The organism is uncultured Chloroflexus sp. (assembly GCF_937129525.1).
Taxonomy (GTDB): Bacteria; Chloroflexota; Chloroflexia; order Chloroflexales; family Chloroflexaceae; genus Chloroflexus.
On the sequence record NZ_CAKZNK010000079.1, the window covers coordinates 16,116 to 35,896 of the forward strand.

The following is a 19,781-nucleotide window of genomic DNA, read 5'->3' on the forward strand; positions in this document are numbered from 1 at the left end:
CGCTGAGGGTTTTCCACGCAGCTTTCACTCACCCATCAAGCGCAATCGGCTGACCGCGGTTGAGCATCGAGCGAGTCGCCGCTTCAAGCACGCGGATGACACGCAAGCCAGCGTAGCCATCTGACATTGGCCGGCGCCCATTGCGCACGCAATCGACAAAGTGCTCGGCTTCAACCTTTAGCGCCTCGATGTTGTCGAGCCGCGGCGCCCACATATCGCCGGTTCGGTAGCCAACATGACGCTGGTAGACAGCATCTTCACTCTCACTCACAATGATGCCTTTATCGTAGACTTTCACCTTCTCGCTCATTTCAATGTCGTCGTAAACGATCATCTTCTCTGAACCGCCGATCAGTGTTTGACGAATCTTCACCGGCGCCATCCAATTGACATGAAAATGAGCAATCAAATTGCCGGGGAAATAGCAGGTGAGGTAGGCCATATTTTCCGGCTTGCCCGGCACGTGGGCCATACCGGTGGCCGCAATCATTGTGGGCAACCTGCCAATCAGATAATCCATAATCGAAAGATCATGGACGGCCAGATCCCACAGCACATTCACATCATTCTGAAACAGACCGAGGTTGACCCGCACCGAGTCGTAATAGTAGAGTGCGCCAAGCGTGCCGTTGTCAATCAATTCTTTAATCTTGCGCACCGCGCTGGTGTAGATGAACGTATGATCAACCATCAGCGTCAAACCACGCCGCTCCGCCTCCTCGACCAGTCGCTCGGCTTGAGCAACTGTCACGGTAAAAGGTTTTTCAACCAGCACATGCTTATCGGCTTGCAACGCCATCAATGCCAGTTCGAAGTGTGATGATACCGGTGTTGCGACAGCAACCGCATCAAGCCCGGGATGACGCAACATTTCAGCAACATCGGCGTAGGTCTTGACTGACGGATAGACCTGCTCGACCAACGCCCGTCGCTCGGCGCGCTGATCACAGACAGCCACTACCCGTGCTCCGGCAACCTGGGCAAAATTGCGCACAAGATTGGGACCCCAGTAACCGTATCCGATGACGCCAATGCCGATCATGATGACACCTGCCTTTGATCAATTCAGAATGAAGCGAACGATAACATCGTTCGTTGCTATCATACGAAAGTATGATTACCAGAGCGTGACAGGAAAGCAACAGCACATAAGATGTTCGTTATGTTTGTTGACTCGTCACAAACAGATGTATCAATAACAAGCCTGCTACCAACATAAGTAGCGTGAAGCGTTCACTATTCTTTACCTGACGCAGGGAATGATGTGGCAGCGCATCCGCCAGGCGGGGAATAAGCGCAACATGAGGTTACCTGGCTTGAGCAGTGAAAACCTTCGCTCTATCGCCAGATGCTCTACTGATGTGGTTCAGGCGATTGACAGCACCGACCGACCCTATGACTCTGATTCGCCGATCAACTCATCGGCTGCTGCTAGCAACTGCGCAATCCGTTGGGGGGGAACATTTTTGCTTTTGAGGTAGAGTTCGAGCGCCTGACGCGGGGTCAACCCCTCACGCAGAGCTTCGGCGACACCGGCAAACCGTTGCCGCGCCGGACGCTCCACGTCAAACACGATGGCGGCAATCACGGCTGCGCCAGCCTCGCGCAACCATCCACGCACCTGTTCTTCACGTAGCAGTGATGCCTGTTCACGGGTGAGTTGAACTTCCACCCGCGCGACGGCATCGCGCAAATCGGAACGCGCGATCGCGGCTTGCAATGCGCCGACCGGATCGCTGCTACGACGTAGATCACGCTCAATACTCACGAAGGGGCGAGCAGAGAGTGGCACAAACCGCCAGCGCGCGTGCCCTGGCGCCAGTTCAACCAGTACGCAACCTTTGGGTTCTTCACGTTCGCCAAAATCGATCCGCTCGATACTACCGGGATAGACGACTGGTGGCTGTTGAGCCAACGCCTGATGACGGTGAATATGACCCAGAGCTACATAATCAACACCGGGTTGAGCCAGCACCGAACGTGGCAGGCTCAGGTCGCGCCCCAGGATCATTGCCCGCTCTGATCCTAACTGTGCCCCTTCGACTGTACCGTGAAAAGCCAGCACGGTGGGAAGATCAGGCTCGCGCTCGGCAACTGCCCGCTCGATGAACTGTTCGATCCGACGACGCAGCTCATACTCAATCGTTGTAAATGACGCGCCCACCATCTCATCGCGCGTAAGCAACATCTGGCGCGTCACCCAGGGCACTGCGATCACCTGCACGTCACCGCTGCGCGTGTTGACGCGATGCCGACGCAATCGGTCAGCCACGATGACTCCTTCCAGCGCCAGGGTTGCAAAGATTTCAACCGAATGGGCACGGCCCTGCGCCGGTGAAATATCGTGGTTGCCGGTGAGGATCATCACCACCACACCCGCTTCACGCAAACGGCGGATGCGCGCGGCAAATTCACGCTGGACGGTTGGATTGGGTGAACGGTTTTTATAAATATCGCCAGCGATCAGGCAAAGATCGATCTGGTGATCCAGCCCGACTGTAATCGCCTCATCGAGCCGGTCGAGATAATCGATCAGGCGCGAATGAAGGCCACGTCGCGGATCGAGCGCACCGTAATTCTCTACCCCCAGATGCAGATCGGCCAGATGAAGCATGCGGATCATAGCGGCGATGTCCCACAATCAACAGGGCACGGCAATACCGTGCCCTGGAGTATAGCAGATTTACATCCTGGTCAGAACTGTCCGGCGAAGTGACATGCCACCCAGTGCCCCTTGCGCTTCTCTTCAAACGGCGGCTCTTGCTCTTTGCAGATACTCTTAGCAATCCAGCAGCGCGGATGGAAGCGACACCCACTCGGCGGATTGATCGGACTGGGCACATCACCCTGCAACACAATTCGTTCGCGCTTAACGAACGGGTTCGGGTGTGGGATAGCCGAGATTAGCGCCTTGGTATAGGGATGCAGCGGCTCGCGGAACAGCTCGGCGCTGGTCGTCAATTCGACCAGTTTCCCCAGGTACATCACCCCTACTCGATCAGAAATATGCTCAACTACGGCCAGATTATGAGCGATGAACAGGTAGGTTAGACCGAACTCACGCTGGAGTGAGCGGAGCAAATTGAGCACCTGCGACTGGATCGATACATCAAGCGCCGAAACCGGCTCATCGCAGACGATCAGCTTCGGCTCCATAATCAAGGCGCGAGCAATCCCGATGCGCTGCCGCTGACCGCCAGAAAACTCGTGTGGAAAGCGGGTCATATGCGAGGCGCTCAGACCAACCTTCGCCAGCACCTCGCGCACTCGCTCGCGTCGTTCAGCCGGCGTGCCGATCCCGTGAATGACCAGACCTTCCGCCACGCTTTCACCAATCGTAATCCGCGGATCAAGCGAGGCATAAGGATCCTGGAAGATGATCTGCATGTCGCGCCGTAGCGCCTTCATCGTGCGGCTATTAGCGCGCATCACGTCCTGACCTTCAAAGATCACCTCGCCGGCAGTCGCTCGTTCAAGGCGCAGCACGGTGCGACCGGTCGTTGTCTTGCCACAGCCACTCTCGCCTACCAGGCCCAACGTCTCGCCGCGCTTGACAGTGAAACTGACATCATCGACGGCGCGCACCTCGGCAATGGTACGGCGCAAAAATCCGCCCTTAATCGGGAAGTATTTCTTGAGATTGCGCACCTCAAGCAGTGTATCATTTGCCGGTTGTACCACCGGAGTAGCCATACTCGCACTCCATCTTATCGCTAACCAATCAACAAAGCAGCGCGCTGACGTTAATCTTCATAGAGCCAGCAGCGCACCCGCCGGTTTGATCCTAACTCGATCATTGGCGGCGGCAGATCACACTTCTCAAAGCGCTTGCTACAGCGTGAGGCAAAGCGACAGCCCTTCGGCGGGTTAATCAGACTCGGCACCGTACCGGGGATCACCTCAAGCTCTTCGCGCTCATCGCCAAGCACCGGCATCGAATTGAGCAGGCCGCGAGTATACGGATGTTTTGGATCGCTAAACAGCGATTGCACATCGGCGTATTCTACTACCTGGCCGGCATACATCACCACCACGCTATCGGCCATCTCGGCAATCACGCCCATATCGTGGGTAATAAGCATAATAGCCGTCTCGATCTTCTCACGCAATTCACGCATCAGATCGAGAATCTGCGCTTGAATGGTCACATCGAGCGCAGTGGTTGGTTCATCAGCAATCAGCAATTCGGGGTTACAGGCCAGCGCCATCGCAATCATCACCCGCTGACACTGCCCGCCTGACAACTCGTGGGGATACTGACGCATACGCCGCTGAGGATCGGGCAAACCCACCATAGACAGCAGCTCGATACAGCGTTTTTCTGCCTCTTCACCCTTGAGACCCTGGTGGATCTCAAGGGTTTCGATAATCTGATCGCCCACGCGGAAGACCGGATTGAGCGCAGTCGTCGGCTGCTGGAAAATCATCGCAATCCGATCACCACGAATTTTCCGCATCTCTTCAGGATCAAGGCTGAGCAAATCGATCCCGTCGAAGATTATCTTTCCCTCGACGACCCGACCAGGCGGACTAACCAGCCGCATAATCGAGAGTGACGTGACGCTTTTGCCTGAACCCGACTCACCGACAATGCCAAGTGTCTCGCCGCGGCGAAGGGTGAAATCCACCCCATCGACTGCCTGCACGACACCATCTTCGGTAAAGAAGTAGGTTTTCAAACCTTCCACGCGCAGCAGCTCAGCGCCACGACGACCAGTTGGGCGCGCTGCGCCCGCTACAACACGAGACTCGGTTGCCACAGGAACTCCGTATATTTCACTAATACGTTAGCCACGTTGACGCGGATCAAGGGCATCACGCAGGCCATCACCAATGTAATTGATTGCAATCGACGCTACCAGAATTGGCATTGCCGGAATCAACGGCATCCACGGATACTGGAACATGTAGCTTTGCGCGTAACCAAGCATATTTCCCCAGGTTGGGGTTGGATCCTGGATACCGAAACCGAGAAAACTGAGCGCTGACTCGGCAACCAGCGTGCCATTAACGCCAAGGGTAAAATCAACAATCATCGGCGGCAACGCATTGGGGAAAACGTGGCGGAACAGGATGCGCAAGTTACTCGCCCCCAACGCTCGCGCCGATTCGATATACACATTTTCACGCACCGAGAGCACCATACCGCGCATCAGACGGGCCGTACCAGTCCAGCCAAAGAAGGCAAGCACTAGAATAACGGCAAAAATGATGCGTGCCTCGCGCTCTGAAACGGCGAAGATGAAGGCTAATCCCGACGCAGCCCATGAAGGCAACGGTATGGCATTAATGTTTTGCACCAGGATAACTGACAGGATTAACAGCAAGAGCAAGGTGGGGAAGGTGGCGACAATCTCAAGGACACGGCTGATAATGGTATCAACCCAACCACCGAAATAACCGGCCAGCATTCCGAGCAAAATCCCAATTGTAGAGGCAATGAGCGTGGCAGTAAATGCTGTGCCCAGCGAGACCCGCGAAGCGTAGAGCAAGCGGGTAGCATAATCGCGGCCAAGATGGTCGGTACCAAGAATATGCAAACCGCCATCGGCATCAATCCCCATTGGGGTGAGGAAGCGACCGGTCAGGTTTGGCTCATCGCGCTCATAAGGAGCAATCAGGGGAGCGGCTGCCGAAAGCAATAACAAAACCGACAGCAAGCCCACGCAGAACATCGCCAGCCGGTGGCGGCGAAAACGGCGAAAGACAATTGCCCACTGCCCTTCAGACCGCCGGGGAGCGGTCTCTTCGAGCGGTACGGCAGTCGTGCTGGTGGCCATTCAACTTCTCCTCGTAGTGTTTTGTTTATTTCTGGCAGCGTCGCCAGTTGTACCGTGTATGATACTCCGTTTTCGAGTCTCTCGCTCATCATATTGGGCTACCGCAACAGACCTTATGACCTGCCGCGGTAGCCCATAATGTGATGTTAAGTTAAGCGAATGCGTGGATCAACCACCGTGTACAGAATATCGGTAATCAAAATACCGATTAGCAGCAAGACCACGTTGATGATCAGCAATGCCATCACGACATTATAGTCATTGCGACCAAGAGCATCGATAAAGAGGCGACCGATTCCCGGCCAGTTAAACACCGTCTCGGTAATCAGCGCGCCGCTGAAGAGCGCAACCAGGATACCGGCCAGCAACGTAACGAACGGAATCAGTGAATTGCGCAGCGCGTGCTTGAGAATCACCACTCGTTCGGCCACGCCCTTAGCGCGAGCCGTGCGCACATAATCGAGACTGAGCACCTCGAGCATACTGCCACGCACGAAACGGCTCCAGCCGGCGATGTTAATGAAGGTCAACACACCGCATGGCATCAAGAAGCGCAGGAAGCGGTCAAGGAATGAGCCAGCTTCGACTGCGCCAATCCACGGGATGGTGTAATCACGCACTCCAACCGCATCACCGGGGGGCAAATATGGCAGACCGGCATTTTTGGCCAGGACTGAAAACAACAGGATGGCAAAGATCCCAAAGACGAAGCTCGGCAAGGATGCGCCAATAAAGGCCAGCGTCGTCATAATGTAATCGAAACGCGAATACTGACGCACCGCCGAATAGACACCAATCGGCACCGCAATCAGGATTGAAAGAAAGATCGACGCTCCCATCAAATAGAGCGTATAGGGGAGGCGGGTCATAATCAGATCGGTGACCGGTCGGCCTCGGAGCATGACCTGCGAGATACCGAAATCACCAAACACAATGCCACGGCTCACCTTGCGACCTTCGAGGTCGGCCATCGTTACCGGAACCTCACAACCCTCTTCGACCACCTCAACCCGGCCATCGGGATAGCGCAGCCGCATCTGACCGGGCACTGCACAACCTACCTGCCAGTCGGCGCCAATCCCACCGGGTAGCGGTCCCGCTGGCCACCCGATCAGCCAGCGGGTGAACCGGAATGGCACATAGATGTCTAACTCAAACCGTTCGCGCACCCGTCGAATATCATCTTCGGAAATGCGATTTTGACCGGCATTTTGGCGCTCGGCCAGTAATTGATCGATTGGCCCGCCGGGCACCAGGTACAACATGCCATACGAACAGATGGCAGCGACCAGTGCCACTAACAACATTTGCACAAAGCGGCGGGCAAGATAACCTGCCATAGCAATACTCCTCAGAGGTGTAGGAAAATTACCAGATTACATCACGCTGCGCGCTGGCTCGTCATCTTCTTACCATTTTGATCGCAGTTGATGCAAAGACGCAAGGGCGCAAAGGATGCCGTTCAGCCGACCTGATCTCTACCCTTCACCTACAATACCCTTTTCACCATCGCGTCTTGGCATCAAGCAATGACAGAAGGCACGGCGATGGGAAACATGTAGACCCATCGCCGCACCGATTCCGATCAACGCAACCGCTTACTTGGTGAAGAGGTTCATGTCGATGTGCTCCCAGGTCGGGCTGGCAACAACGAAGGCCTGGATTTCACCGCGGTTGCCGGCCTCGATCACGGTCTGCACCTCAGCGCCAGCGCCCAGCGTTTCGCTACCCAGCACATCAACTTCGCCGGTCAGCAACTGAGCCACCGCCTGATTGGTGTCGGCGATGAACTTGATGATCACGTTCTTAATCTTGACCTCACCCTTGAAGTAATTGGGATTGGCCTCGAAGGTCATGCTCTGACCCTTCACCCACTCCTTGAGGATGTAGGGGCCGTTGCTCAGAGGCCGCTCGATGATCTCGGGCAGCGTCTGCCACTCGGCAGCCGGCACATCGGCCAGGCGGCGGCCATCGCTCAGCACCTGATGCGACGGGTAAGCGCCAAGGCCGGCGCCAGCGAAATAGGTCGGCCACTGCACGCCAGGGTGGAAGGTAACCGTGTATTCGGTATCGCTCTTGAACTCGATATTAGCGATCGAGTTGCAGTAGGTCAACGAGGTCGCGCCCGAATCCGGATCGCAGTTGATCTTGTAGGCCAGCTCGAAGTCGGCCTGCTTCAGCGGCTCGCCGTCTTCCCAGACAATACCCGAAATCCACTTGTCGGTCACGGTCAACTGCTTCATCTTGACAGTGCCGCCCTGGTACGTAATCGTCTCGCCATCGGCAGTCGTAATCTCGACACCCGGCGCCAGCGGCACAGCTTCACCATCGGTATTCCAGACGATGTCGCCTTCCTTGACCTCAACATCAACATTGGTAGCCCGACCGCTCTCAATCGTTGAGAGACCATCGAGACCAACCGGCTGATAGTCATAGTCGTAGCTCGTCACTGCCGGAACGCCCAGCAGGTTAACCGCGATCCGCTGCACTGCCGCGCTCTCGATCAGCGACCACATCGTCTGCGGCTCCTGAGTGAAACCGAGTACCAGCGTGTCGCCGCCATCGGTCAATTCCCACTCATCGGCGTTGGCCGTGTAATACTCGGTGGGGTTCGGCTTGAAGTTGAGCAAGCGGTTGGTAGCAGCATACGCTTCAAGTCGGTTGAAGAGCGGCAGGCTCACCATGTCCTTGGTGAACTCTTCCTGGACGATAGCATACTGGCGAATGCGCTCGGCGCGATCGAGCGTATTATTCGCCGCGATGATGGCGCGGCTGGCCCGCTCGTTGCACCAGCCCATGTAGTTCTGGCCCTCCCAGTTGTTGGAAGGCAGCGGAATCTGGTTACAGGCGTACAGCGTCTGGCCGCCCGGATCGGCCTGACCAACCCAGGCAAAGGCGCCAAGCTCAAAGTCGCGTCGGCGGAGGCCTGTGCTGCTGCCGAACCACCATGAGGCTGGCGCGTAAGTCGGGATGACCTGAATACCACAGGCAGCCATCTGGCGAATAAAGACCGCCGACCAGGTCTGGCGGAACTGGGCATTTGTGGTTGTGAAGCTCAGCGCCAACGCATCACCATTGGCGTTAGTGCGAACCGGTTCGCCGGTCCAGCCGGCTTCCTCAAGCAGCGCCTTACCCTTCTCGGGATCGAACGGATAAACGGTGATGTTCTGATTTGCCGCAGCCCAGTGCGCCTTCGGCAGGAATGTATCCATGAGCAACTGCTCTTGCTGCTCAGGAGTCAGATACGGATACACCGATGCGATCAACTCTGGCCGATTGGTGCAGTAGGCAATCGCCTGGCGGACGCGCACATCACTCAAGATCGGGTGCGGAGTCGTATACTGCTCGCTGACAACCTCCTCCGTCACCACCACTGTCTCGACTACCGTCTCGCGCACCGGCTCAGCGGTTTGCACCACAACAACGGTCTCGCGGACGACTTGGGGTTGAGCTGCGCCACCGCAAGCCGCCAGCATGGGAATCACCATTGCCATCACCATCGCAACGGCAACGATTCGCTTGGTAAAGCTAGCCATCTGTCTGTGTCCTCCTTAAATCTGAGGGCAACGAAACCAACGATTTCCAGGCCTTGACCAGACGTAAATCGTCGATCAGCCGCGCCATTGCGTTCTTTGCTTCGCCGCATCACCCCCTTTCCAGATCTTTGAACATGCCACCTGTCCGTCACCGAAATAACGATCTGCTGACGAACGAACAAAGGCTGTGGTCAGCCTGTCTCAGTGGATATAGCGAGGCGAGGTGCGGCGACGATCGACAAACGCTGGTGCAAGACTGTTCATCGTTAGGCGGGATTATAACGGTTCTGTTTGCGACTGTCAACCAAGTAACAAAGCTGAAACCAAATCAAATGAGAACAGCGGGTGCAGGTTGGCCATCTGGCCTCTGGCCGCTACCAACAGTAAACGGGATCCGCAACCCGCGTAGAACACCGGTTCCTTCCAGATCATCTGCGGTGTTCAGCGCTCACCATCATCATTGCGCTTAGCCAGCCTCGTCTTGTAGCCAGGTTTGGCGAATCAGACTGGCAAACGCAAGTCGCCGAGAGCAGGTCAGGTGTAGCCACTGTTATATCTTGCGCGTCATTACCGCCCATGCTATGATCGAGCCGCCACCGCAAAGCGATAGGAGCGTTATGTTTCCGGCTACCCGACATCTCATTCTCGCATCAGCATCGCCCCGCCGACGCGAGTTACTGTCTCAGCTAGGGGTTGATTACATCTGTCTGCCCAGTCTGGCTGAAGATCAGCCGGCGCCGCCACCATCCGATCTGCTTGATCATTTACCTGCGCTGCCAACCGCGATGCCACTTGCGCAGCATCCCACCCTGATCGCCTGGCGAAAGGCCGCCGACATCGGCAGCCAACACCCTGACGCAGTTGTCCTCGCTGCCGATACCGAAGTTGTCATTGATGGCACAGTGTTAGGGAAACCACGTGACGCCGATCACGCCTGCGCCATGATTCGTCGCCTGGCCGGGCGGGCGCACACTGTGCTTACCGGTCTATGCCTTTTACTGCCATCCGCGGCAACCACAGCAGGCGTGCTCTACGATGGACGCCGCGCGCTCTTTGATCTTGTTGCCAGCCAGGTCTATTTCCGCCCGTTGAGTGACGATGAAATTGCCGCTTATGTCGCGTTGGGCGAATCGCTCGACAAGGCTGGTGGCTACGGCTTGCAGAGCGGAGGCGCGGCCCTGATCGAAAAGATTGAAGGCAGCTACACCAACGTTGTAGGGTTACCACTACCGGCAGTGGCGCAATTGCTGCGCGTCGTCGGCATGACGACACCGGTCGATCCTATTGAAGCATACCTCTCATGGCTGCGCAGTCAGGGAAAGGAACCTGCTCCATGGCCAACCCAACCGTAAAGCTACTAATCGTTGATGACCATCCGCTCTTCCGGCAAGGGGTGCGCTGGGCACTCTCGCAGGAGCCAGGTTTTCAAATTGTCGGCGAAGCGGCCAACGGTGAAGAAGCATTGCGCTGGCTGGCCCAGGTCGAACCGAATCTCGAACCAAATGTGATGCTGATTGACCTCAATTTGCCGCGCATGAGTGGTCTTGAGTTGACCCGACAGGTGCGGCGGCAGTATGCCGGCATTGCCGTGGTAATGTTAAGTATGCATGAAAGCGACGAAGCGGCCTTCAATGCGCTGCGCGCCGGCGCTGCCGCCTATCGCTCAAAAGACATCAAACCGGCGGCGCTGGCCGACATCATTCGCCGGGTAGCGCGCGGTGAGTATGTGATCAACGATATGCTGATGGAAGAGCCACGCATCGCCAGTCGCATTCTCTCCCAGTTTCGCAATTTACCCGAAGTGCAAATCCCGGACGATACTCTCGGCTTGCAGATTTTCACCCCTCTGAGTGAACGCGAGATTGAAGTGCTGGAGCGAATCGCTGCCGGCAATAGCAATAAAGAGATTGCTGACGCGCTCGGTATCAGTGCGCAGACCGTGAAGAATCATATCTCTTCGATTTTGCGCAAGCTATCCCTCAACGACCGCACCCAGGCTGTCATTTTTGCCCTGCGCCGCGGTTGGATTGAGACCCCACAACAGATTCAGCCGGGTGAACCAGAAAACTGATTCGCCTTATGGTTTAAAAAATTGAAGTGCGCTCAGCCAGCTTCTGGTTGATCGTTGACTGAATTATCTCTCGCACCTGCTCAGAGAGCGCCAGCACTGTGATCGGGTCATCGGCAGCATCGGGTCCGTATTCCGTTGTATCAATCGGCGGACAGAAGGTGATTGACCAGCGCGTCGGCAACGGAATCACGCCAAGCAAACCAAACCAGGGAAAGAAGGGCGTGAGCGGGAAATAGGGAAAACCGAGCAGTCTGGCAATCCCCTCGGCATTGGCAAGCATGGGGTAAATCTCTTCAGCGCCCACCACGGCTACCGGCACCAGTGGCGCTTGCGCGCGCAGCGCAGTCTGCACAAACCCGCCTCGACCAAAGCGAGCCAGCTTGTAGCGATCTTTGAAGAGCTTACCAACCCCCTTTAGACCTTCGGGAAATACACAAACCAGCTCATCCCGCTCGAGGAGCCGAATCGCGTTTTCGGGTAACCCCGGCACCTGTCCTAACGCCGCCAGCGTCGGCGCAATCACCGGCAAGGTTGTAAACCAGTGGAGATGGAGCGAGCGGACGATCCGTTCATTTTGCGCCGGATGTTCATTAAATACCGCGGTGGCAATCATAGCGCCATCCCAGGGCAGGACGCCACTATGATTGGCAACCAGTAACCCCCGCCCCTGAGCCGGCACATGCTCCAGGCCAGTCGCCGTTACCCGCCACCAGGTATGATACATAAACGACAGAAAGGGTCGCGCCACTTCGATAATCTCGCGATCCATGCCAAACGGATCGGTTGAGTAGTCGCCACGCAGCCGACGCTGAATAAAATTGACCTGCTCGTCGATCTGATAACGCAAAACCATCCCGATCCCCTTCCAGAAATCGGGATCGAGGTAATCGCGCAGATCAACCCCTTGCAGCATCGCATTGATCCGCTCAACCTGTTCACCGGTCATGCGCTGAAGGTTTTCGCCGATGAGCCGAACAACGCCAGCCGCAAAATTGCCCAGGGCCGCCTGCGGGCCTGATTGCTGGTCACTCTGCTGGCGAATGTCAATCTCAACCTCGAATAGTTGTTCAGCCGAACGGCGAGCTGTTGCCGTCTCATCCCATGTGAATGATGCCGAAGCTGCTGAAGGTGGATCTACCGCCGCCGACGGATCAGCGCTATCGGCATCAGGATGATCGATAACCGGCGATTCCTGCACGCCTTCGATCACGACCTGAGCGCGACTGCGGCGAGGGCGTCGGCGCTCAACCGGCTCATTGGTCTGAGCAGCATCCAGCTCATCGTGGTTCATGCCTTCCTCCTCCGGTTGAGAAATTCGCTCAACGCGCGCGCGGCTGCTTGCTGTTCTTCTTCTGGTGTCAATGGCTTAAGCGCGTCAAGAGCGGCAGTCATCTCATAATCTGCCGTCCAACCCAAAACCCGGCAAGCGCGTTGTGGATCAATCGTGCAGCGATAGCGTAGATAATCAACCTCAAACGGCCATCCTGGCGGAGGCTGGTTATTAAAGAGTGGACCGAGGGCCGGGACTGGCTGTCGTCCGAGGCGTCGAATCACCTGACTCAAAGGCAGCGGGTGTTCAGGCGCAATGTTAAACGCCCCGCCCGCTGATTGATCGACAGCCGCAAGCACAGCTTTGGCAGCATCATCAACATGCAGCAACTGGATCATTGGATCAAAGCCGAATAACATTTGGGGCGATAGCGAACTCAGATATTGCATCACCGGATCGTCTGGCGCGAGTATCGGCACACAACGCAGAAGTGTCACCGTGATCTGTGGATGGCGCGCGGCAAAATCGGCTACAATCTGCTCTACTTCAGCCAGCGTGCGCAATAAACCCCGAGTATGCTGCGTTTTGATCGGACGATCCTCGCTGATCAACAGTGGATTGAGCGGACTTGCGCCATAGATCCATCCGTGGCTACGCGCCACAATGTGGCGCACACCGGCTGCCCGACAGGCTCCCAGCAACTCCATCGTTCCGATCACATTATGCTGCACTGTCGTCTCGTGATCGGGTAGCGCTTCATTGAAGCCGAGCAGGTCGAAATGCACCACGGTCTCGATCGCTGCAGTGCGCAGCAATTCCAGCCATTGTTTGCGATCGAGGCGCGCAGTTAGCCATTCGGCACAGCCAATTGGTCCCGCTGGCGGATGTCTCCCGACTACGATCGTATCGTGCTGCTGACTCAGCAATTGCGCCGCGCGAACGCTCAACTGCCCGGTCGCGCCATTGATCAACACTCGCGTCATGGCACTCTTTCCACATTTTCGCGCAACCAGCGCTCAAGTTCTTCCCGATCCATATCGCCGTGACTCAATGCGCGAAAGACCCAGCCGATTTCGTCAGGCCCGACTTCAGGCCGCAAACCTGCTCCATTGATAGCCAGAAAGCGCAAGAGACAGAAAAAAGCGGTTGCTTCATTGGCAGCGTTGAAAGGATGATGCTTGACAATCATAAAGGTTAACACTGCCGCCTTACTGCACAGATCCGGGTAGAGTTCCGAGCCAAAAAAGATCTGGCGTGGCGCTTGCAAGGCCATTTGCAGACGATCCTGACTCTTGATTCCCAGCAATCCACCATACCGCTCGATCACAAACGTATGCAGATCGAGCAGGTCGTCCTGGGAAAGGTAGACTATCGGCGTCGTTTCCTCGTCTAGCATGACGTGTATCCGATCGACTTGCGCTTGTCTGGCGGCGTTTGATCAGAATGAGCCACCGGCAAGCGCAATGCCATCATCAAGGTACCCGTCTGATCAAATCCCGACAATCTGCCGAAAGGCCCGATCATACTGATCGCACATGGCTTCAGCCCACGCGCGCAGATGTGGACTCATTGGCCGACGGATGAGCAACTCGCGTTCGGTAAAAACCAGCTCGACAACTTCTTCTTCCCCAAGCCCGATTGCCTCAATCCAGCGCTGCACCACCGCCGGCAAACTTTCGCGCTCGACCGTAAACGAGCGGGGCATAGGCGCCTCCTTTCCGATCTCGGTTTGCCAGCACCGAACAATCGATTCCGAAGTCTGCCTGATTATGAGGCTGGTCGGCAGCCCCATAATCACATCTTTCGCTCAACCAGCCGCTGCGCCATCTATGCAACAGAAGCGACAGGTAAGATGTTGCGCTAGCGAACAGTCGCGTCGAACTGGATCTCCGACGCGACTGCCAGACTTAATCGGTTCGCTCCCGCAAATGCGGGAAGAGGATCACCTCACGAATCGTGGGCTGATCGGTCAACACCATCACCAAGCGGTCGATACCGATACCGAGACCGCCGGTTGGCGGCATACCGTAGCGCAACGCATTGATAAAATCTTCGTCCATCTGATGCGCCTCTTCATCGCCGGCAGCGAAAGCGCGCAACTGTTCACGGAAACGCTCTTCCTGGTCGAACGGATCATTCAATTCGGTAAAGGCGTTACCGATCTCCATACCGGCGATGAAGGCTTCAAACCGTTCGGCAAAATCAGGCCGCTCAGGAATCCGCTTGGCGAGGGGCGACATCGCCACCGGGTAATCGATCACAAATGTTGGTCGGACGAGATGGGGCTGCACAAACTCTGAGAAGAGTTCGTCAACCTGTTTTGCCCACGACGCCTTGCGATCAACGCGCAACCCGCGTTCGGCAATCGCAGCATGCAACGAGGTCAGGTCGGTATGACGGGTAATATCGATCCCGGTCCGTTCGGCAATCGCCTCAGCCATCGTGATACGGGGCCAGGGTGGCCGAAAATCCAGTTCACGACCCTGGTATGTGATCGTCAGCGTGCCATGCACAGCCAGACAAATCTCACCCAGCATCTCTTCGACCAGTGCCATCATCGCGTGGTAATCAGCATACGCCTGATAGCACTCCATCATTGTAAACTCAGGGTTGTGCGAGCGATCAACCCCCTCATTGCGAAAGTTTTTGCCGATCTCGTAGACACCGGGAAAGCCACCGACGATCAAGCGCTTGAGGTAGAGTTCGGTCGCGATGCGCAGGTAAAGATTCTGGCCAAGCGCATTATGATAAGTAGTAAAAGGGCGCGCAGCCGCGCCGCCGTAGAGTGGCTGCAACACCGGCGTCTCAACTTCGAGAAAGCCGCGTTCGTCAAGCGCGCGCCGCATCGTTGTGATGATCCGGGCCCGGGCGCGGAACACATCGCGTCGCTCTCGATTTACGATGAGATCGAGATAGCGCTGGCGATGACGCTCTTCGACATCCTGTAGACCGGCCCACTTCTCAGGCGGGGGGTTAATCGCTTTCGCCAGAACGCGCAGCTCGCGGACAAAGAGCGAACGTTCACCAGTTTTGGTGCGACGAAGGGTACCGGTAGCCTGAACAATATCAAAGGTGTCGATCTGATCACGGAAGCGTTCAAACCACTCATCGCCGACATCAGCCCGGCTCAGCCAGAGCTGGATCTCGCCGCTCCCATCTTCGATATGGGCAAAGGCAATCTTCCCCATAACCCGACGCGCGCCGATAATGCGACCGGCCAGGGTGATCGTCGTTTCTCGAGCAACCAGATTGTCAAACGCGGCCAGTGCTGCGCCGATCGTATGACTACGCTGGCAGCGCGGCGGAAAGGGATCGATACCGGCAGCGCGCAACTGTTCCAGCTTGGCGGCGCGCTGGGCTTGCAGGTCGGTTAATTCCATAGTCGTCAACAAACAATTGTATTGCCGGCCTATGCCGTCGATGCCGGCACCCTTTCCCCATTATACTGGAAAATGCAATGACCCTGGAACATGCCTGGCGTCGAATAATCTCGTCTGAGACAGTATCATTGCTTGCGCGCAACAGAGCACGAAAACCATTTCTTAACAAAGAAAAGGGCGACAAACATGTCGCCCTTTCCGCGTTATCAAGAGGCTTTCTTGAGAGACAAGCGCTAACGAACTTTGAGAATGGTGAGCTTCATCACGCCAGAAGGGGTGTGAACCGTCACCTTATTGCGGGCACGTTTGCCGAGCAGGGCAGCGCCTAATGGCGACTCATTCGAGATGCGACCCTGGCGAGGATTGGCTTCGGCGCTGCCGACAATCGTCCAGGTCTCTTCGGTGCCATCATCTTCGAAGCGCACAGTTACCGACGAACCGACACGAACCTCGCCATTGCTCGCCTGATCTTCATCTATCAGTTCGGCCCGCGAGAGCAAATGTTTCAGTTCGCGAATACGACCTTCCAGCAACGCCTGCGCTTTCTTTGCATCTTCGTATTCACCGCTCTCAGAGATGTCACCTAATTCTTTGGCCGCAGCAATCCGCTCGGCGATTTGCTTGCGCTCGACAGTCATCAAATGCTCAAGCTCCGCTTCGAGACGGGCGCGACCTTCGCGAGTCAGGTATGTCGGCTTGTCTGTCATCACTCTTGCCTCTACACTGCCCCGGCGATACCGATGATCCACCGGGAAACCGCAATATAAAAAGAATAACTGAGAGCGCATCTCTCAGTTGTGGGTGGAGGCTACCTTCATCTGAGCCAGACCCTAGCACAATTATATGGGGTCACAGGCAATTTGTAAAGACGGTTCCTCGCCCAACTCGAAAATACTCGCACAGATATGCTATAATCGAAGAGCGGATGGCACGCATCAGGCAGTAGATACCTTATGGCTTCACGCGGCGGCAAAAAATCAGCAGGTAACCGGCGCGCTGCCGGCAGTCACAGCCGAAAGAGCAGCGCGAAGTCGGACTGGAAGGTCGCATTGCGGCCTGAACATCAGCGCGAGCTATTTGCGTTAGGGCTGATCCTGGTCGCGACGATTACCATTATCTTTGTGCTCACCAGCGAGGCCGGCGAGCTAGGGCGCATCTACCTTAACGGGGTGCGCGCGCTGTTTGGCGCCGGCATCTTTTTTGTGCCGCTCACGCTGTTTTTGATCGGAATTGCCATCCTCTGGCAAGAGCGAATGAGCGACGCCAGTCTGAGCGGCGCGAATGTGCTGGGCACAACGCTCGTGCTGTTATCAATGCTTGGCCTGCTCGAAGTGCCGGTACACGACATCCTGATCGCCGATCGGATGAATGAAGGTGGCGGTTTCATCGGCTACTGGCTGTTCGAACTCTTGCAGGTAGCAATCGGATCCATCGCCGCAGTGGTCGTTATTTTAGCCATTGGTCTGGCCGGATTGTTGCTCACCTTCAATCTCACCGTGCGCGAGCTTGTGCTGGGTATGACTGAGTGGACAACCTCATTCTGGCAGATGCTCTGGAGCGGGCCGCGCCGTCCTGCCGAGCCGGTCAATGCCGATCGACGCGCCGAGCTGATCTTCAGCCCACCGCCCCAACCTGAAAGCGACGATATTGTGCCAACCCCGATCGCCGCTCGCCCAACGCGGGCCAGTCTGTTTAAGCGGCCTACTCCTGAATTACCGCCCCCAGCCGCCGAGCCGCTCCCGCCAACCGTGACGATACCATCAGCGCCGGCATCGAAGCCAGAGCCGGTTCAAGAGGTGGTGCAAGAAGCGCTGGATGGGTTCGAGATCTCACCGGTTCGGCGCGCCTGGCCATTACCATCACTCGATCTGTTGCTTGAACGCTCAATCGATGGTGGGATTACCGATGAAGAGCGCCGGCTCAAAGCGCGCGTGATTGAAGAGACGCTGGCCAGCTTTAAAGTTGAAGCGCGCGTCGTTGGCGTCAATACCGGGCCGGCAGTGACCCAGTTTGAATTGCAACCGGCGGTTGGGGTGAAAGTGGCGAAGATTATGACGCTCGAACGCGATCTGGCGCTGGCGCTGGCAGCCCAGTCGATCCGAATCGAGGCGCCTATCCCCGGCAAAAATGTAGTTGGCATCGAGATTCCTAACAGCGCCATCGCGATGGTCTCGCTGCGCGAGGTGCTCGATAGTGAAGAGTATGAACTCCACCGCGGTCGCCTGAAGCTGCCACTCGGCAAGGATGTCAGCGGCACGCCAATCATCGCCGATCTGACCAAAATGCCGCACCTGCTGGTCGCCGGCGCAACCGGTTCGGGCAAGTCGGTGGCAATTAACGCCTTTCTCTGTGGGTTGCTGCTCAAACATACCCCCGATGAGCTGAAGCTGATTCTGATCGACCCCAAGATGGTCGAGATGATTGTCTACAATCACATTCCTCATCTGCTCTCACCGGTTGTCACCGAAGTTGAGCGCGTTGTCCCAACCCTCAAATGGGCAACCCGCGAGATGGAACGGCGCTACAAGATCTTTGCTCGCAATGCCTGCCGCAATATTGACAGTTACCGTCAACTGGCCCGGAAGCGAGCCGATCTTGAGCCAATGCCCTACATTGTGATTGTGATCGATGAGCTGGCCGATTTGATGATGATGGCCGCCGATGAGGTCGAGACCTATATCTGTCGCCTGGCGCAGATGGCCCGCGCCACCGGGATTCATCTCATTATCGCTACGCAACGGCCATCGGTTGATGTTATCACCGGTCTCATCAAGGCCAACTTCCCTTCGCGGATCGCCTTTGCCGTTACTTCGCAGGTTGATAGCCGGGTGATCCTCGATGTGCCCGGCGCCGAACATCTGCTAGGGCGCGGCGATATGCTCTACATGGCTGCCGACTCGGCCAAGCTGATCCGCATTCAGGGCACGTATGTCGCCGACCGCGAAGTCGAGCGCATTGTCGAATTCTGGCGTAAAGCCGCGCCACCTGACCTGACTAAATCAGATGAGCAGAAACCGGGCGACGGCGAGAACCAGTCTACCGCCAGCGGGGAAGGTTTTCAGCCACCCGCCGAATTCCTCTCGCCTGCCGAGCAAGATGAGCTGCTGCCGCAGGCAATTGCGCTGGTCTCGCAACACCAGCGCGCATCAGCATCGCTCTTGCAGCGTCGCATGCGCATTGGCTATTCCAAAGCCCAACAGTTGATCGAACTCCTTGAACAACAAGGCTATGTCGGCCCTGCCGATGGTGGTCGCTCGCGCGAAGTGCTGCGGCGTGATGGATCAGCCCAATCCTGATCTGTGATACGGGACGGGATGGTTACCGGGCAGTAGCATCGGTGGTGACCAGACTCTATAAGATGTGCCCTGACACTGCGAACAGATGCAGATGGTATCTGCAACGTTTGAGCGCAATGGCGCGTCTAAGCGGCAATACATCTCGCTCAGGAGGCAGTTGCAATGGCGATCGAAGATTTTTATACCGGCGCCCGGCGCATTCTGGCCAATATGCTGGAGGAAACCCCCAAGGCTGACCGCGAGCAATTGCTCGACGCATATGCTGAGTTGCTCACCCGTTTGCATGCTGAAGAGGCCCATCGCATGCTGACCGAAGTGATCGAAGATGCCCGCACCCGACTCGATGCGCGCCTCTCACCCGATCCAATTCGGCAAACGATAGCCGGCGTGCAAAGCACCTTGCAGGATCTGTGGAATAGTCTCTGGCGATAACGACCGTAGAGAAAGC

Annotated in this window: 17 protein-coding genes; 4 read left to right on the forward strand and 13 right to left on the reverse strand. The window is 56.5% G+C overall.

The genetic code is table 11. The annotated features are described in order from the left end of the window. Positions 1-28 precede the first annotated feature (28 nt). From Q0650_RS09735 to Q0650_RS09765, 7 genes are all read right to left on the reverse strand, one after another. Positions 29-1,042 (reverse strand): Gfo/Idh/MocA family protein, encoded by a 1,014-nt coding sequence (locus Q0650_RS09735; RefSeq protein WP_298818401.1) that lies wholly within the window; start codon positions 1,040-1,042, stop codon positions 29-31. Positions 1,043-1,393: 351 nt separating this feature from the next. Beyond that, a complete protein-coding gene (locus Q0650_RS09740) occupies positions 1,394-2,623 on the reverse strand; it encodes an exonuclease SbcCD subunit D (protein WP_298818403.1) in 1,230 nt (409 codons plus the stop codon). 71 nt (positions 2,624-2,694) lie between these two features. Then, the gene (locus tag Q0650_RS09745) at positions 2,695-3,693 is read right to left on the reverse strand and encodes an ABC transporter ATP-binding protein (protein ID WP_298818405.1); all 999 of its coding nucleotides are present in this window, start codon (positions 3,691-3,693) and stop codon (positions 2,695-2,697) included. Positions 3,694-3,743: 50 nt separating this feature from the next. After that, positions 3,744-4,760 carry an ABC transporter ATP-binding protein gene (locus tag Q0650_RS09750; RefSeq protein ID WP_298818407.1) on the reverse strand — a complete coding sequence of 339 codons (1,017 nt, stop codon included), beginning with the start codon at positions 4,758-4,760 and terminating at the stop codon, positions 3,744-3,746. A 27-nt stretch (positions 4,761-4,787) separates the two neighbouring features. Next, a complete protein-coding gene (locus tag Q0650_RS09755) occupies positions 4,788-5,780 on the reverse strand; it encodes an ABC transporter permease (protein WP_298818409.1) in 993 nt (330 codons plus the stop codon). A gap of 146 nt (positions 5,781-5,926) precedes the next feature. After that, a complete protein-coding gene (locus Q0650_RS09760) occupies positions 5,927-7,120 on the reverse strand; it encodes an ABC transporter permease (protein WP_298818411.1) in 1,194 nt (397 codons plus the stop codon). Between the two features lie 258 nt (positions 7,121-7,378). Beyond that, positions 7,379-9,316, reverse strand: a complete 1,938-nt coding sequence (locus tag Q0650_RS09765) for an ABC transporter substrate-binding protein (RefSeq protein WP_298818413.1) — start codon at positions 9,314-9,316, stop codon at positions 7,379-7,381. Between the two features lie 617 nt (positions 9,317-9,933). Here Q0650_RS09765 and Q0650_RS09770 point away from each other — a divergent pair. Further along, the gene (locus Q0650_RS09770; protein WP_298818415.1) at positions 9,934-10,668 is read left to right on the forward strand and encodes a nucleoside triphosphate pyrophosphatase; all 735 of its coding nucleotides are present in this window, start codon (positions 9,934-9,936) and stop codon (positions 10,666-10,668) included. Then, entirely contained in the window at positions 10,650-11,387 is a 738-nt protein-coding gene (locus Q0650_RS09775; RefSeq protein WP_298818417.1) for a response regulator transcription factor, read from the forward strand. Before Q0650_RS09770 ends, Q0650_RS09775 begins: the two co-directional genes overlap by 19 nt. Before the next feature lie 13 nt (positions 11,388-11,400). Here the strand turns inward: Q0650_RS09775 and Q0650_RS09780 are convergent, their stop codons facing one another. The 6 genes from Q0650_RS09780 to greA all read right to left on the reverse strand — a co-directional run bounded on the left by Q0650_RS09780 (position 11,401) and on the right by greA (position 16,744). Beyond that, positions 11,401-12,678 (reverse strand): lysophospholipid acyltransferase family protein, encoded by a 1,278-nt coding sequence (locus tag Q0650_RS09780; RefSeq protein WP_298818419.1) that lies wholly within the window; start codon positions 12,676-12,678, stop codon positions 11,401-11,403. Then, positions 12,675-13,640 (reverse strand): NAD-dependent epimerase/dehydratase family protein, encoded by a 966-nt coding sequence (locus Q0650_RS09785; protein ID WP_298818421.1) that lies wholly within the window; start codon positions 13,638-13,640, stop codon positions 12,675-12,677. The genes Q0650_RS09780 and Q0650_RS09785 overlap by 4 nt, the downstream gene beginning before the upstream one ends. Further along, positions 13,637-14,053 (reverse strand): type II toxin-antitoxin system death-on-curing family toxin, encoded by a 417-nt coding sequence (locus Q0650_RS09790; RefSeq protein WP_298818423.1) that lies wholly within the window; start codon positions 14,051-14,053, stop codon positions 13,637-13,639. Before Q0650_RS09790 ends, Q0650_RS09785 begins: the two co-directional genes overlap by 4 nt. A 93-nt stretch (positions 14,054-14,146) precedes the next feature. Further along, positions 14,147-14,362, reverse strand: coding sequence for a hypothetical protein (locus Q0650_RS09795; RefSeq protein ID WP_298818425.1), 216 nt, complete (start codon positions 14,360-14,362; stop codon positions 14,147-14,149). A gap of 202 nt (positions 14,363-14,564) precedes the next feature. After that, positions 14,565-16,037 (reverse strand): lysine--tRNA ligase, encoded by a 1,473-nt coding sequence (gene lysS, locus Q0650_RS09800; RefSeq protein WP_298818428.1) that lies wholly within the window; start codon positions 16,035-16,037, stop codon positions 14,565-14,567. Positions 16,038-16,270: 233 nt separating this feature from the next. Further along, positions 16,271-16,744 (reverse strand): transcription elongation factor GreA, encoded by a 474-nt coding sequence (greA, locus tag Q0650_RS09805; RefSeq protein WP_298818430.1) that lies wholly within the window; start codon positions 16,742-16,744, stop codon positions 16,271-16,273. Positions 16,745-16,990: 246 nt separating this feature from the next. Between greA and Q0650_RS09810 the strand changes: the two genes are divergently transcribed. Both Q0650_RS09810 and Q0650_RS09815 read left to right on the forward strand, forming a co-directional pair. After that, a complete protein-coding gene (locus Q0650_RS09810) occupies positions 16,991-19,333 on the forward strand; it encodes a DNA translocase FtsK (RefSeq protein ID WP_298818432.1) in 2,343 nt (780 codons plus the stop codon). A gap of 162 nt (positions 19,334-19,495) precedes the next feature. Continuing rightward, entirely contained in the window at positions 19,496-19,765 is a 270-nt protein-coding gene (locus tag Q0650_RS09815) for a hypothetical protein (protein ID WP_298818434.1), read from the forward strand. Positions 19,766-19,781: the final 16 nt, after the last annotated feature.